Raw genomic sequence first — 14,216 nt, forward strand, 5'->3', positions numbered from 1 at the left:
GAGCATGATTCAACTGCGTTGAATCATGCTCGTTGTCCATATTCTTGTTGGAGCATGATCTTTTCGGAAAACCGGTTCCCACTTTTCCGGATCATGCTCCAGCGTGAACGTTTCCGGCCCCGTTCGCAAGCCGGATTCGACGCGCTAGTTGAGGTTCGGAATAAACAACTTCGTGTCTTCTTCCAGAAGCAGGCGGTCCTTCACCAGTTGTTGCGCCGCCTTCGCAATCGCGGCCGCGCGGTCGCCGCTATTCGGGTAGCGTTCAGACAGCGACAGGCGCGGATCGTTGGTCTTCTGCCGCTCTTCGCGCGTGGCGGCGAACGGAATCATGCTGCCGTTGTTGTCACACAATTCGCCCTCGCCAAAACCTGCCTTGCGCAGGTTCCAGCCGGTGTGGGTGCCCACAGGCGCTTCCAGCGTCGGCAGATGCACGCCGGCAATGTCACGGCCATCGGCATCGGTCTTCGGCACGAACACCGGATAGGCCGCACCTTTGGACGGCGGCATTTCGTCTGATTTGATCAGCGTCGGCCGCGCCATGCGGCTGGTATAGGCAAAGCCTGGAATGCGCGGGAAGCCGACATCGTCGGCCGCAGGCGGCACCAGCGTTCCGTCGCTGCGGCCGGGGTATCGGCTGGCCGGCGGCAACGTGCCCTTGCTGATCCAGTCATCGAGCGCGACCAGCAAGGCCCGCACCGGAGGTCCGGCATTCAGCGGATTGGTCGGGAAGGCGCACACCTTCACCATTTCGGGCTTGGCGTTGGCCATCGAATAATGTTGCAGGTTCGACAGCAGAAACAGTCGGATATTGTCCGGCATCGCGAGCGCATTGCCCTGCGTATCCGTCACCACAAGCGAAGCGCGCTGCTGATAGAATTCGAGTTCGCTGTCGGATTTGATGATCTTGGGACAATTGCCGGCGGCCAGGCACCTCGCCAGAAAGCCATCGCTCTTTCCGGTCAGCGTGTCCGTGATGACGGGATAGGTGAACGGAAAGTCCGCACCGGGATAAAGCATGTCCGCATGCTGATAGGGCGAGCGGCCGGGCTGGCTGAAGCGGTAATTGGTGAAGGTCTTCTTGCCGCCGGAGATGTGCGGCATCAGTCCTTCAAAAACAACGCGGCCAGCCTCGTCGGCGTTGAAGCCGAGATAGAGATAGTCGTGCAGATAACGGCCGCTTTGCGACAGGCCGAAGCCGATGGCGCGGTCGATCCGGTCGGCGAGGGGATTGGCCGTCCCCGCCGCATCGGCGGTCTCGTTGCGCAGGAACGAAACCACATCGCGGGTCGCCGCGAAGCCGAGGCCCATCACCTTCGGGTCTTTGGCGGTATAGATGAATTCGTAGATCGCGCCGGCATCGAAGCCGTCAGGCCGCTTGATCGAGATTTTGGTCGGCCCCTCGAATTTGACTTCGAGGCCGGCGGGCGTCGAACGCGGATCCGCCTCGAATTGGCGCACACTGAGCTTGACGTGCGCCGGATCGAGATCATCAGCGGGATAGCTGAGTGTGCCGCTGGCGGGATTGTCCGTATGGTCAAAGATAAAGTCCTCGCGCGCGAGGCCTGTCACGCCAGGTACGATCGGCGGCGTAAAGGTCATCCGCCCCGCACCCGGCACGATATCGCCCTGCCATCCGCTCCACACCATGGTGTAGCCGCGGTTCATCAGAAAGCCGTTGCCGGCATCGGTGGCCTTTGCGAGGTCGTTGACGACCGTCGGCACATCGTCGAACAACGCGAAGCCGAGCTTGCTGCCGCGATTGAGCACTTCGTAGAACAGGCGGCGATTGCCATTGGTCGCAACAGTCGGACGCAGGATCTCGACATCGGTTACGGCCTCGACCAGGCCCTGCGCATTGCGTGGGGCACGATCGAGATCGACAACGATCTTGTTGTGCGGATCGTCGGGGGCAACCGCGATGGTTGCGTGTGCGATGATCCGGTCATAGGTGCCGACCGCCCCAAAACTTCGCCCTTCGAATGCCGGCGATTCCACCCGGACAATTTCGAATTTGACGACTTTTGCAGCGGAAGGGCTGGAGAGGGCGATGATACCAGCGATTACAACGACGGCGCGCAGCCGATGACCCATGACGCTCTCCCCATTATTCCCCGCTGGGCGTTATGGCGCCGCGGTCTTTGATCGGACATTACAGAGGGAAGCGGCGGGCGGGAAGGGGCCTGTGGGATTCAGGCCAGTTCCTCCGCGATGGCCCGGCGAACCGTGTCTCGCTCGGACATTCGCTTGCGGTGATCGCTGACTTTCGGAAACCGTGCAGGATCAACCCCGTCTCCCTCCAGCCACTGCGCGACGGTGAACAAATACGGGTCGCAGATGGTGTAGGTCTCGCCCATCACCCAGGGACCCCGGAACATTTTATGCTCGATCAGATCGTAACAGGCCCCGACGGATTCCGGCACCTTGCGCTTCATGTCTTCTATGGATGTAGCGTCATAGGCCCAGCGATATCCACGCATGCGATGGGCGTGGGCCACGTGCAAGGTCGAGCACAGATAGCTGTTGAAGGCCTGCACCTCGGCGAACGCGAAGGGATCGTCCAGCGGCGCCAGTTGCGCCTCCGGAAAGCTCTGGGCAATGAAGGCGAGCATCGCCGGCGTTTCCGTCAGGATGCCCTGGTCGGTGATCATCGAGGGAACGCGCGCCTTGGGATTGATGGCGAGATAATCCGGCTTGAGCTGTTCTTCCTTGGCGAAGCTGATCCGTACGGTCGAATATTCGGCACCCGCTTCCTCCAGCGCGATGTGAGACGCCAGCGAGCAGGTATGGGCGGCATAGAACAACGTGATCATCGTGAGCTTTCCCCGTGCAGTTACAGTCGCGTGCCGAATGCCTGGCGCAGCTTCAAAGGCCAGACTTGTTATAACATTGATAGCGTGACGATGCGGATACGGCTAGCCTCTCGCGGCGATGCGCGATTCTTCGCGGCTGCCGGATGCTCGGGTTCGTGTCGCTCCTGATGGAAGTTTCATGCCGAAACAGTTCACTGATCCCGAGGCGATTGCAGAGGATATCATCCGTGACGTCGGGACCAATCTGGTGGTTGGATTGCCGCTTGGTCTCGGCAAGGCCAACCACGTTATCAATGCGCTCTACGCGCGCGCCGCGGCCGACCGCGCCATCAACCTGACGTTCTTTTCGGCGTTGACGCTGGAAAAGCCGAAGCCGTCGAACCTGCTGGAGCGGCGCTTCATCGCGCCCGTGATCGAGCGGCTGTTCGGCAATTATCCAGATCTGGCGTATGCCGGCGCGCTGCATGCGGGTGCGTTGCCGCCAAATATAAAGGTGATCGAATTTTTCTTTCTGGCTGGCAGGTGGCTGCACGTGCCGTTCGCGCAGCAGCATTATATCTCCGCCAACTACACCCATGCTTCGTCCTATCTACTGGCGCGCGGACTTAACGTGGTCACGCAACTGGTGGCCAAGCGCATTGTCGATGGCGTGCCGCGCTATAGTCTCAGCTGCAACACCGACACCACACTCGACATCCTGCGCGCCCGCGCCGAGGGCCGTGCATCGTTCAAACTGATCGGTCAAGTCAATGCCGAGCTGCCATTCATGCCTGGTGCCGGCGATCTGCCGGCGGAAGAATTCAGCGCGATACTGGATAGTCCCGCAACCGAGTTTCCATTGTTCGCGCCGCCGTCCGAGCCGATCACCGATACCAAATATGCGATCGGTCTTCACGCCGCCGGCCTGGTGCGCGACGGCGGCACGCTGCAGATCGGTATCGGACAGATCGGCGATGCGCTGGCGCAGGGCTTGATCGTTCGCCATCGTAACCCCGCGCAATTCGAGGCAACCGTCAGGCGGCTGACGCCGGCTGCCGCGCAGTTGGCGGCGGTGGAAACCGGCGCGTTCGAAAAAGGACTCTACGGCGTCAGCGAGATGCTGTTCGAGGCATTTTTGGCGCTGATCGACGCTGGCATTCTCAAGCGCGACGTCGATGGCGTGGTACTGCACGGCGCGTTTTTCCTGGGACCGAAATCGTTCTATCGCGCGCTGCGCGACATGACGCCCGAGCAGCTCGCGCGGATCCAGATGACGCCGGTGTCATTCACCAATGAGCTGTACGGCGACGAGGATACGAAGCGGCGCGCCCGGGTCGATGCCCGCTTCGTCAATAATGCGATGATGGCGACGCTGATGGGGGCTGTGGTTTCCGACGGCCTCGAAGACGGGCAGGTCGTCAGCGGCGTCGGCGGCCAGTATAATTTCGTGGCACAGGCCTTTGCCTTGCAGGGCGCGCGTTCGGTCCTCACGCTCGAGGCGACCAGGCCGGCGGGCGCAAAAACGCAATCGAACATTCGCTGGAGCTACGGCCACGAGACTATCCCGCGGCACCTGCGCGATGTCATTGTCACCGAATATGGCGTCGCCGATCTCAGGGGAAAATCCGACGCCGATGTAATCGCGGCGATGCTGCAGGTCACGGATTCCCGCTTTCAAGGCGAGTTGGCCCGGCAGGCCACGGATGCCGGCAAGCTCCCCCGGAATTTCGAGATTCCTGCCGCCTATCGTGAAAATCATCCGGACCGGATTGCCAGTGCGTTGAAGCCGGCCCGCCAGGCCGGTTTACTGCCGTCATTTCCGTTCGGCAGCGACTTCACCGGCGCCGAGGAGCGGTTGATCCCGGCTTTGCAACTTCTGCAGGAGGCGCAGCGTTCGCCGCAGCACCTGCCCGGATTGTTGTGGCAGGGTTTTACACGCCGCCCTGATGCAGCCGACCAGGAATGTCTCGCGCGGCTCGGCCTTGATCGACCCAAGACATTTTCCGAACGCGCCTACCGTGCGTTAGTAAGTGCGGCACTAGTGAAAAGCCGCGAAGCCTGAGACATCCGCGATAGGTCGCTACCTGGCGATTGCGCGTTACCGGTTCTTGTTCACCGGCTTGCGCTTTTCGATGAACGCGGCCATGCCCTCGGCGCGATCTTCCAGTGCGAAGGTGGAGTGAAACAGGTCGCGCTCCACATTGAGTCCCTCGGCCAACGGCGTTTCGAATGCGCGTTTGATGGCGCTCTTGGCCATTTCGGCCGCAGGACGCGACATCGAGGCGATTTTCTCCGCCGCCGCCAGCGCTTCTTCCATCAATTTGTCCGCGGGCACGATGCGGCTGACGAGACCCGCGCGCTCAGCCTCGGCGGCATCCATCATCCGCCCCGTGAGACACAGATCCATCGCCTTGGATTTGCCGATCGCGCGGGTCAGCCGCTGGGTTCCGCCGAGGCCGGGAATGGTGCCGAGCGTAATTTCAGGCTGACCGAATTTCGCGGTGTCCGCGGCAATGATGATGTCGCACATCATCGCCAGTTCGCAGCCGCCACCGAGGGCATAGCCGCTGACGGCAGCGATGGTCGGCTTGCGACAGTCGGCGACGCGGTAACCGCCAATCGCGATGAAATCGCCGGAAAACATGTCGATGAAGGTTTTTGGCTGCATTTCCCTGATGTCGGCGCCGGCCGCGAATGCTTTTTCGCTACCGGTCACCAGGATGCAGCCGATGGCGTCGTCGGCTTCGAGCGCATCGACCGCAACGGCGATTTCGCGAAACACGCCGAAAGACAGCGCATTGAGCATCTTCGGGCGGTTGAGCGTGATGATGCCGACCGCGCCTTTGCTCTCGACAATGATGTGTTCAAACGTGCTCATGGTCCACCCCGCTTGCTGGATTGCGCAGGCAATGTGCCCGCTGCCGGGATGGGCTTCAAGTGGGCCAAGCCAGTTAAGGCAAGCCCGGCCCCGGAACAATAATGTCCGGAGCCCGAGACAGTTTACGCCATGAACATGCGGGCCGCAGAGGCCATCGTCAGCAGCGCCCCGAACCCGATGAAGATTTTCCCGATCAGGGAGGTCTGGTCCCAGGTCGAGCCATCATTGCCGCTGCTGCTGGCCAATACCGGTGCTGCGGCCGGAGTGTCCGCCGAGGCCATCACGAGGGCGGGCGGACTGCCTTCATGCAGCGCGCGATCGACGTCGTTGAGCTGATCGGCCGCGACCACCTGGGTATCGACGGTAGTCTGGGGATTGGTCGAATTGGCCGGCCTGGTCTGAAGAATTTCGTTGGCCCGTGCGGACATCGCCTTGGCATTGCCGCCCGGCACATCAGTCGTGGCTAGCTGGGTCGAGGCCATTTGCGCATTGGCGTTGGCTACCGTCGGCGATATCGCGGATGAAGTGTCGCTGCCGTCAGCGGTGACATCGCTCGGCAAATCTTTTTTGTCCAAATCTGTTTTGTCGGCGGATTTCTGCGCCGGCTTGCTGGATGTATGATGGGCGTAGCTCTTCCCGTGGCGAGCGCTGTGTTTGGCGTATTTGCTGAGCACAACGGGTGCCGAATTTTCCGGCTTCGCGCTTGCGGTCGTATTGTCAGTGCCCGTGGCGGCTCGCGAAGGGCCCGCGAGGCACACAAAAATTCCCGTTGCTAGTATCAATGCCGAGCGCCCGGTGGCTTTGATCATCATGTGGCAATCTCCCCATGTGCCAGTCCCGGAGCGAAATGAGACCCCGGGGCGTGTTCACAGCGGGGCAAAAAAAGGGAATCTTCGGGCGAGTCCGGGCGAAAAGGGGGCAACCGCGTCGCGCTGGGTGCGCCGTTTACGATCGCGGCTCCACGAAATCGCTGGGGAAATATCGGGCGGGTGCCACCCAGACCGATCGATGTTATGAGCCTTGCGGAGAAAGATCTGCCGTTGCGATTCCCGATCGAGGGACGCCAACCGATGCTTGCGGAAAGCGTCAATCACGACTTCGTGATCGATATGGAGTGGCGTAACAAATTGAAAGATCGACCGAATTGAGATGTGGGAGCGCGCGTGCGCGAAACTGAAGATGAATGGACCGGCCTGATGCGGCTGGCCATGTCAGGGGATGGTGCGGCGTATCACCGTCTGCTCAAGGCCGTCACGCCGGTATTGAGGGCGGGTGCACGGCGTGGGCTCGTACGGGCCGGACAACCGGCGGATCAATCCGAGGATATTGTGCAGGACATTTTGTTGGCGGTGCATCTGAAGCGGCATACCTGGGACGCGAACGCGCCGTTCGCGCCCTGGCTGTTTGCGATTGCCCGCAACAAACTGATCGACGCGCTGCGCCGGCGCGGCCGCCGGGTTTTCGTCAATATCGACGATTTCGCTGAAACCATCCCGAGCGAATCCGCCGCCGAGACGGCGCCTGCGAGCGAGATCGCTGCCCAGCTCCAGTCCCTTCCTGCGCGCCAGCGCGACGTATTGCAGTCGATTGCGGTCGATAGCGCGTCGATCAAGGAGACAGCCGCGAAATTCGCGATGACCGAAGGTGCGGTGCGGGTCGCCCTGCATCGCGGGCTCGCCAGCCTCACCGCCAAATTGCGGGAGCCATGAGCATGGAAACCGAACAGCTTATTCGAACGCTCGCCGCCGATAATGCGCACCGCGCACGCCCTGTCGGATTGGTGCTGATGCTGGCGCTGTTGTCGGCGGCGCCGATTTCGCTGGCGATGTTCTTCGTTATCCTGGGGATGCGGCCGGACGTCATGACGGCGATGCATAACCCGTTTTTCGACATGAAGTTCGTGGTGACGCTGGCGCTGGCGATTTCAGCCATCGCCGTCAGCCTGCATTTGTCTCGGCCGGAAGCCTCGCTGCGAGGCTGGGGCTGGTTACTGCTGATTCCGGCCGGAATTCTCGCGCTGGAGATCGGAGGCGAGATGATGATGCCGCAGCGCTTGCCAATGATGACGCGCCTGATCGGCAACAATTCGCGGGTTTGCATGACGGCTATTCCGCTGCTGTCGCTGCCGCTATTGGCGGCCGCACTGGTCGGTCTGCGTCGCGGCGCGCCGACCCGGCCTGCGGTCGCCGGCGCCATCGCCGGAATGCTGTCGGCGGGACTGGCCGCAACATTGTATGCGTCGCACTGTACCGACGATTCACCGCTGTTCGTGGCGACTTGGTACACGATCGCCACCGCGCTGATGGCCACCCTCGGCGGGCTGGTGGGATCGAGGGTGCTTCGTTTTTAGTGCCGGCGCTTTAGCCGCCGCTCAGGGCGTGGCCGATTCAGGCCGCAGAAGGGGCGGACGTCTGTTGCATGCGATGGAAGCGAAGCACTTGCTGCGCGGTCGAAGGCCGCAGCCGTTCATAGGTCGCCTTGCAGGCGCCAAGATCGGACGGCTCATTTCCCGACAGCGCGTCGCGCATGTTGATGATCGCCTTGACGGTTGACCACGACATCCCCGAGACCTTCGCCAGGATCATGACGCCTTCGGCGCGGGTTTCGACCATCATATTCTCGGCCACCAGCACGCTTACATTGGCAAGTGCTGCGATGGCGGCGTTGGCTTCATCGAACTTGCCGGCTTCGGCAAACGAAGCGACCTGATGCTCGTCGAGCCTGCCGTCCTCGTACAATGATTTGATGAGCGCATGCGCGATGGCGGTTTCCTGGGTGATGGCCGAGGGCGCAGAGCGCGCCAGCCGTGTTGCCTCCCGTACCGCGGTGGACACCTCTCCTGCCAGCGGCGGGTTGGCGGCTTCGAGCCGCGCCCGCACCGCCACCGAAGCCTTTGCGAGCAGCTTCAGATACAGGTGCCGGGGAATTGTCGGGCGCAGGCCGATGCAGGTCGCGAGGTCGTCGTCTCCCTCGGCGCGGCTGACCAGCCGGGTGAAGCCGCGTTCGGAGAATTCCGCGCCGGGATTGTTGACGGTGCTCTGGATCACCTCGTCATTGCCGCGCAGCACCAATACGTCGGTGACCGCGCCGCTCAATACCCGGCGCGTCGAAATCGCCATCAAATGCGCCTGGCTCTTGTTGCGCGCGGTCTCGATCAGCGCGTCATCGTCGAGCCGTTCGGATTTTGACAACACGGGAGCTGCGACCTCGATGAGATCGTCGAGCGCCAGCGCGCGAATGGTGAGCGGCGGGGCGCAGTCGATCGGAGCCAGCCGATTGGCGAGCAGCGCCTTGGCGGAGGTTTCGATGTGATGCATCAGGCACTGGAAGACATCGTCGAACAGATCGATCTGATCGTTCGAATAATCCACCGCACCGTTGATGAAAAGATCGGTGACCCGACGCAAGGTTTCGACCCGGCGTGCAACGGTGCCGTGCGCGAGCGTGGCCTGCAGCTCGTCAAGCAGGCCTTCGGAAGCGGGGAGGGATTTCGAACTCATGACTCTATCCTGGAGTGTTCGGACATACTGGCCGGCGACGTTTCTCGTCGACGGAAACGGAATTGGTTGGATCAGACGCTGATGACGCGGTTGCGCCCCCGTGCCTTGGCTGCATAGAGCGCGCTGTCGGCGCGCGCGAGGAAGATGTCGGCGGTTTCGTCCGCTCGAAGCGTGGTGACGCCCGCGGAAAGCGTGACCTGCATGCCGGACGAGAACGCGCTCCAGTCCAGGTCGGCTATGATGGACCGCAGCCGATCGAGCAGGCGCATCGCGGTGTCGCAGGGTGTGTCGGGAAGCACCAGCAGGAATTCCTCGCCGCCGTAGCGGCCGAACCTGTCGATGGTGCGGATGTTGGCGAACACCGTAATGGCGAATGTTCGCAGCACTTCGTCGCCGGTCGGATGGCCATAGGTGTCGTTGATGCGCTTGAACCAGTCGAGATCGATCAGCGCGATCGAGCAGGGGACCTTGCTGCGCTGGCTGCGGATGATTTCGTCGTCCAGCATCCGCATGATGCAGCGGCGGTTGAACGAGCCGGTCAACTCGTCGAGTGCGGCGAGCTCTTCGATCCGCTTGTAGGCTTCCTTGAGCTCGATCCCGTTCTTGTAGAGCGTTTGACGCATCGTGCTGGAAAATATCCCGAGAAACATGCAACGCCCGATGGTCAGGACGAACACCGTCATCGTGGCGAAGCGTTCCAGATAGGTCTCGTGCGGCAGCGAGATCGGCTTGTCGGTCAACAGAAACAGCCACGCCAGGCCCAGCGCCATCGCGGTCCAGACCACGGCGGTCTGCAGCGGCGTCGAGCGCAGTGAGCTGAAGTTGAATACGACGAACAGGGTGCAAAGAAACATCACGCCGACTTCGGGCGCGATGTAGGTGAACGCCAGCATGATCGCCATGCTGGCGACCGCTTGCGGCGCGATGAAGTAGTGATCCCTGAAGCGTTCGGTGAATCCGATTTCCGACAGCAGGATATAGGCTGCGACGGAGATCAGGCCGCAGACGGCGAATGCCGGGCCGATCATGACCGGTATAGTTCCGGCGTGGGCATAGACCAGCAGCACGCCGGCATCGATGACGTAGCTGACGCCGATCATGCTTTGGACCTGACGGCGCTGTCGCGCCCGGCGCAACAGCGTCTCTGCCGTCGGTTTGGTGGGACCTACGCCTTCCAGTTCGTCCGCAATTGGATTCAGGAAAGGCGACGCAGCGGTGCCCATGATCTCGCCATTGATGGAACTCAGCCCTAAAAATCTACGGGAGAAAGCCTTTAGGTTTGGTATCTTTCACGGTTGAATCCTGGTCGCCGAAGGCCGGCTTTGCCGTTGTTTTACGGGCGAAATTGGCCAGATCCGGGGGCGAGCCGGCATGCGCGAGCAGGCCTGGTATCGAGTAACCGGAGCGACGATCCAAGGCTGTTTTGCGCGCGAAGTCTTGGTAAGATCTGTCTTTGGTAAGGTCTGCGTGGGTAAGGTCTGCATCGCATGGCCGGGGAACGCGAAAAGTAGTGCCGTATTATGATACCGGAGTTTCGGGTTTGTTTGCCTTACCGCCCCAAAGGGCTGCCAAGCAGGGGCATTCTGTGCGCTAGATCACAGATCGAGCTGCGCGCTTGCGATAAATTCAAGAATCTTGCCTTTCTGATCGAACCACCCGCCAGTCCCATCCGACCAACCTTGCGAGACGGCCATTGAGTGCGACACAGGCGGCTTCGGACGACGTCCTGATCGCTCGGATCGCTCAAGGCGACCGCCTCGCCATGCAGGTGCTGTACGGAAGGCACCACGTCAGGGTGTTTCGTTTCGGGCTTCGGGTCGTGCGAGACGAGCAGGTTGCGGAAGACCTCATCAGCGAGGTTTTTCTCGATGTATGGCGCCAGGCTGGCAAGTTTGAAGGCCGATCCGCCGTTTCCACCTGGCTGCTGGCGATTACGCGTTTCAAGGCCCTGTCGGCGCTGCGCCGCAGGAAAGACGTTGAACTCGATGACGAGGCCGCCAACGCGATCGAGGATTCATCCGACGATCCGGAAGTCGCGGTGCAGAAAAAGGATACCAGTGACGCGTTGCGCAAGTGTCTGACCGCACTTTCGCCGGAACATCGGGAGATCGTCGATCTCGTCTACTACCACGAGAAGTCGGTGGAAGAGGTAGCTGAAATCGTTGGCATTCCGGAGAATACCGTGAAGACGCGCTTGTTCTATGCGCGCAAGAAACTGGCCGAACTGCTCAAGGCAGCCGGCGTGGAACGAGGTTGGCCATGATGGCGACAAGCAAGAAAATACTGGAGCAAGAACCCAGTGAAATCGAAATGCTGTTGCCCTGGCATGCCGCCGGCACATTGAATGCGCGCGATGTTCGCCGCGTCGATGAAGCGCTCGCGCGCGATCCCGAACTCGCCAAACAATACGCCGTCATTCAGGAAGAGTACGTCGAAACCATTCATCTCAATGAAAGTCTCGGTGCGCCATCGGCGCGCGCGATGCAGAAGCTGTTTGCCGCGATCGATGGTGAGCCGGTACGCCGACCGTCGTGGGTATCTGGCATATCCGTTTTCGGACGTATCTCCGGTTTTTTCGCTAGCCTGTCGCCGCGCACGCTCGCCTGGTCGGGGACACTTGGCGCGTTGGCGTTGCTGCTGCAGGCGGGCCTGATCGGCACCGTGTTGATGAAGGACCAGCCGGCTTCGTTCCAGACCGCCTCATTAAGCACGAACGAGCCCATCACCCGCGGGCTGGGGGCGGAAGCCCCTCCACGCGCGCTGGTGCGGTTTGCGCCGGATGCGCGCGTTGCCGATATCACGACGCTGCTCGACAACTATCATGCCTTGATCGTCGACGGTGCAAAAGGTGGCCTGTTCAGGTTGCAATTCGGCGACAGGGCGATGTCAAAGGACGAAATCGCCGACCTGATGGGCAAGCTTCAGAAAGAGAAGGCCGTGAGCCTCGCCGTGGCCACGCCCTGATCCCGCGCAGCTTTTCTTGATGCCGCGTCAATCCGAGGTCTCATGATCCAGCATTGTGCCATTTGGCGGACCAGGATGCGGCGTGCGATTCCGCTCTTGATGGCCGTGACACTGCCGTTAGCCTGTTTCAACGGCCCGGCGGTTCATGCGCAGGTCGGCGCGATGCGCTCGCCTTCGATCAACATCCAATCACGGCTGCCGACCATTACCCCGACCGTGGTGGCGCCACGGATCGATCCGAACATTGTGGGCCGGGGGGCGGATATCGGAAGCGGCCGGAACATTCCTAGCCTTCGCTCGGCCTGCACCGCAGCCGAACGCGACAGCGGCGAATGTTCGGGACAGTCGGCCAACGCGACGGGCGGCGGCGGCAGCGGCCATGGAACGGCGAAAAACCGGAGCGCCGGCTCGCGCGGCAATACGCTGCAGACCGCGCTGGACCAGCGCGGGATCGCCAATGAACTCGTGGCCGAGATCGACGGCTCGCTGTCGGATACGCAGGCCGATGAACTGGCGCGGCGTCATGGCCTCACGCGCCTGCAATCGCAGAATTTCCCGCTGATCGGCAGCACGATCGGTCTGTTTCGCGTAACCAACCGCCGCGCGGTCGATACCGTGAGCCGCGAATTCGCCACCGAGGCCGGCGTTCGCTCGGTGCAGCCAAATTTCCGCTATGTGCTGCAAGAACAGAAGACGGAATTGACCGAGGGCGATCCCGCGCAATATGCGGTCGCCAAGCTTCATTTGCCCCAGGCGCATACGCTGGCTCACGGCGCCAATGTGACTGTCGCCGTGATCGATTCCGGAATCGATATCAATCACCCGGAACTGGCTAACTCGATTGCAGCCTCGTTCGATGCGCTCGGCAGCAAGGAAGGTCCGCATGTCCACGGCACCGGCATCGCCGGCGCGATCGTGGCGCATGCACGGCTGATCGGCAGCGCTCCGGCCGCGCGCATTTTGGCGATCCGTGCGTTTGGCGTGGCGTCGAATGGGGCGGAGAGCAGTTCTTATGTGATCCTCAGGGGACTGGATTACGCCGTGGCCCATGGCGCCCAAATCATCAATATGAGTTTTGCCGGCCCGAAGGATGCGTTGATCGAGCGCGGCGTCGCCGCGATAGCCGGCAAAGGCATCGTGATGGTAGCCGCCGCCGGCAATGCCGGAGCGAAATCGCCGCCGCTCTATCCCGCTGCCAATACCAGCGTTATTGCCGTCAGTGCCACGGATGCTCAGGATAAATTGTTTTCAGCATCGAACCGCGGCGGCTATATCGCGGTCGCCGCACCCGGCGTGGATATATTCCTGCCGGCGCCGGACAACAAATATCAGATGATTTCGGGCACGTCGTTTTCCGCCGCCTATGTCAGTGGCCTCGCCGCGCTGATGCTGGAACGCAATCCGGGGTTGAAGCCCGTTGAGGTCCGCGCGATCCTGATGAAGACGGCGCGTGATCTCGGGCCCGCCGGCCGGGATGATCTGTTCGGCGCGGGTGAAGCCGACGCCTACGCCGCAGTCCAGGCCGCCGCCGCACCCGCGGTGCCGGTCGCCGGGGGTTCCAGTCCGCCCGCGGTCAAAAGCGCGCCGGACCAGCAGGACGCCCCGGCGACGCGAGGCCTGGAACAGCCGGCGTCCGCCACGCTGGCGTCCGGCAAACCGGCAGACGGCGATCCCAAGCCCGCGGCGCAGTAATTCTGTACCCAGAATACCAGCCAAAAACACCGTGTGGAAAAGTTAAAAAAATCGAAAGCGCGTTGAACGTCCGCCGCCCCTGCCGCGACTTACCTAGGTGGGAGCGGTAATCCCTCCCCATCGAGGCTGTATTTGGCGCGAGCGCCCATCCACCCCAAGCGCCCATATAGCTTGACCCGTCCGGTTGTCCCCCCGGACGGGTCTTTCGTTTCCAGCGATCTTTTCGTGCAAGCATCAGGTCCGCCGCCGCAAATTGAAGCCGCCGCGATCGTGCAATGCCACCATGTCCGGGTGCCGCTTGACTGTGAATGGCCAGGAAAACCCCGGGTTACTACGGTTTTCTGACGGCGCAGGGCGCCTGTAAGAGGTGTTCGCTGGACAAAATCGGAGTTT

12 protein-coding genes are annotated in these 14,216 nt (G+C 61.7%); 6 read left to right on the forward strand and 6 right to left on the reverse strand.

Going from position 1 to position 14,216, the window contains the following annotated elements:
- Positions 1-144: 144 nt before the first annotated feature.
- A complete protein-coding gene (locus tag HB676_RS05435; RefSeq protein ID WP_213736677.1) occupies positions 145-2,091 on the reverse strand; it encodes an alpha/beta hydrolase domain-containing protein in 1,947 nt (648 codons plus the stop codon).
- Positions 2,092-2,189: 98 nt separating this feature from the next.
- Entirely contained in the window at positions 2,190-2,810 is a 621-nt protein-coding gene (locus HB676_RS05440; RefSeq protein ID WP_213736678.1) for a glutathione S-transferase, read from the reverse strand.
- A 178-nt stretch (positions 2,811-2,988) separates the two neighbouring features.
- Between HB676_RS05440 and HB676_RS05445 the strand changes: the two genes are divergently transcribed.
- Positions 2,989-4,851, forward strand: a complete 1,863-nt coding sequence (locus HB676_RS05445) for an acetyl-CoA hydrolase/transferase C-terminal domain-containing protein (protein WP_213736679.1) — start codon at positions 2,989-2,991, stop codon at positions 4,849-4,851.
- A 36-nt stretch (positions 4,852-4,887) separates the two neighbouring features.
- Here HB676_RS05445 and HB676_RS05450 read toward each other — a convergent pair whose 3' ends face one another.
- Positions 4,888-5,667 carry an enoyl-CoA hydratase gene (locus tag HB676_RS05450; protein WP_213736680.1) on the reverse strand — a complete coding sequence of 260 codons (780 nt, stop codon included), beginning with the start codon at positions 5,665-5,667 and terminating at the stop codon, positions 4,888-4,890.
- A gap of 122 nt (positions 5,668-5,789) precedes the next feature.
- Positions 5,790-6,242, reverse strand: coding sequence for a hypothetical protein (locus HB676_RS05455; protein WP_249780076.1), 453 nt, complete (start codon positions 6,240-6,242; stop codon positions 5,790-5,792).
- A gap of 588 nt (positions 6,243-6,830) precedes the next feature.
- On the opposite strand from HB676_RS05455, the gene HB676_RS05460 reads away from it, so the two are divergent.
- Together HB676_RS05460 and HB676_RS05465 are read left to right on the forward strand one after the other, a co-directional pair.
- Positions 6,831-7,376: a sigma-70 family RNA polymerase sigma factor gene (locus HB676_RS05460; RefSeq protein ID WP_213736681.1), complete on the forward strand. Its 546-nt coding sequence runs from the start codon at positions 6,831-6,833 to the stop codon at positions 7,374-7,376.
- Between the two features lie 2 nt (positions 7,377-7,378).
- Positions 7,379-8,017 carry a DUF1109 domain-containing protein gene (locus HB676_RS05465; RefSeq protein ID WP_213736682.1) on the forward strand — a complete coding sequence of 213 codons (639 nt, stop codon included), beginning with the start codon at positions 7,379-7,381 and terminating at the stop codon, positions 8,015-8,017.
- 37 nt (positions 8,018-8,054) lie between these two features.
- Here HB676_RS05465 and HB676_RS05470 read toward each other — a convergent pair whose 3' ends face one another.
- Together HB676_RS05470 and HB676_RS05475 are read right to left on the reverse strand one after the other, a co-directional pair.
- Positions 8,055-9,167, reverse strand: coding sequence for a DUF2336 domain-containing protein (locus tag HB676_RS05470; protein WP_213736683.1), 1,113 nt, complete (start codon positions 9,165-9,167; stop codon positions 8,055-8,057).
- A gap of 71 nt (positions 9,168-9,238) precedes the next feature.
- A complete protein-coding gene (locus HB676_RS05475; RefSeq protein WP_213736684.1) occupies positions 9,239-10,390 on the reverse strand; it encodes a GGDEF domain-containing protein in 1,152 nt (383 codons plus the stop codon).
- 470 nt (positions 10,391-10,860) lie between these two features.
- Between HB676_RS05475 and HB676_RS05480 the strand changes: the two genes are divergently transcribed.
- The 3 genes from HB676_RS05480 (at position 10,861) to HB676_RS05490 (ending at position 13,823) form a co-directional block, all read left to right on the forward strand.
- Positions 10,861-11,430: a sigma-70 family RNA polymerase sigma factor gene (locus HB676_RS05480; RefSeq protein ID WP_213736685.1), complete on the forward strand. Its 570-nt coding sequence runs from the start codon at positions 10,861-10,863 to the stop codon at positions 11,428-11,430.
- Positions 11,427-12,131: a hypothetical protein gene (locus HB676_RS05485; protein WP_213736686.1), complete on the forward strand. Its 705-nt coding sequence runs from the start codon at positions 11,427-11,429 to the stop codon at positions 12,129-12,131. The genes HB676_RS05480 and HB676_RS05485 overlap by 4 nt, the downstream gene beginning before the upstream one ends.
- 162 nt (positions 12,132-12,293) lie before the next feature.
- Positions 12,294-13,823 (forward strand): S8 family serine peptidase, encoded by a 1,530-nt coding sequence (locus tag HB676_RS05490; RefSeq protein WP_249780106.1) that lies wholly within the window; start codon positions 12,294-12,296, stop codon positions 13,821-13,823.
- Positions 13,824-14,216 lie beyond the last annotated feature (393 nt).

It is taken from the genome of Bradyrhizobium sp. dw_411 (genome assembly GCF_018449695.1).
Classification (GTDB): domain Bacteria; phylum Pseudomonadota; class Alphaproteobacteria; order Rhizobiales; family Xanthobacteraceae; genus Bradyrhizobium.